Raw genomic sequence first — 358 nt, 5'->3', positions numbered from 1 at the left:
TCCGGTGACACGCTGCGGCACACCCGGCAGGCGCAGCACCCGCACCTGCCAGCCCGCCGCGCCGAGCCGGGCCGCCGTGACCTCGGCGGCCGTACTGCCCTCGTCCACGACGAGCGCGGTCGCGCCCTGCGGGAAAGCGCCGACGAGCCGGTCCGGGACCGGCAGGTCCAGCAGCGCGGCGTGACCCCGGCCGATCCCCGCCGGTGGCGGGGCCGAGGGGGGGTCCGATGCGAGCGGGTTGGTCGCGGTCGCCTTGGTTACAGTCGTGTGCACGTCGGTTGCGGGGCCCTCGGACAGTCCGGTGACGAAACCGACGATGTCACCCAACGTCCGGAGTTCGGCGAGTTGTTCGGGGCCG

At 74.9% G+C, this 358-nt stretch carries 1 protein-coding gene; it reads right to left on the bottom strand.

What is annotated here, in order from left to right; genetic code table 11:
- Positions 1 to 358: hypothetical protein (locus ADK36_RS14735; RefSeq protein ID WP_159391152.1), on the bottom strand; the 358-nt coding region annotated here is incomplete at both ends.

This window comes from Streptomyces viridochromogenes, assembly GCF_001270495.1.
Taxonomy (GTDB): domain Bacteria; phylum Actinomycetota; class Actinomycetes; order Streptomycetales; family Streptomycetaceae; genus Streptomyces; species Streptomyces viridochromogenes_A.
This window is presented reverse-complemented; position numbering and strand designations above follow the sequence as displayed.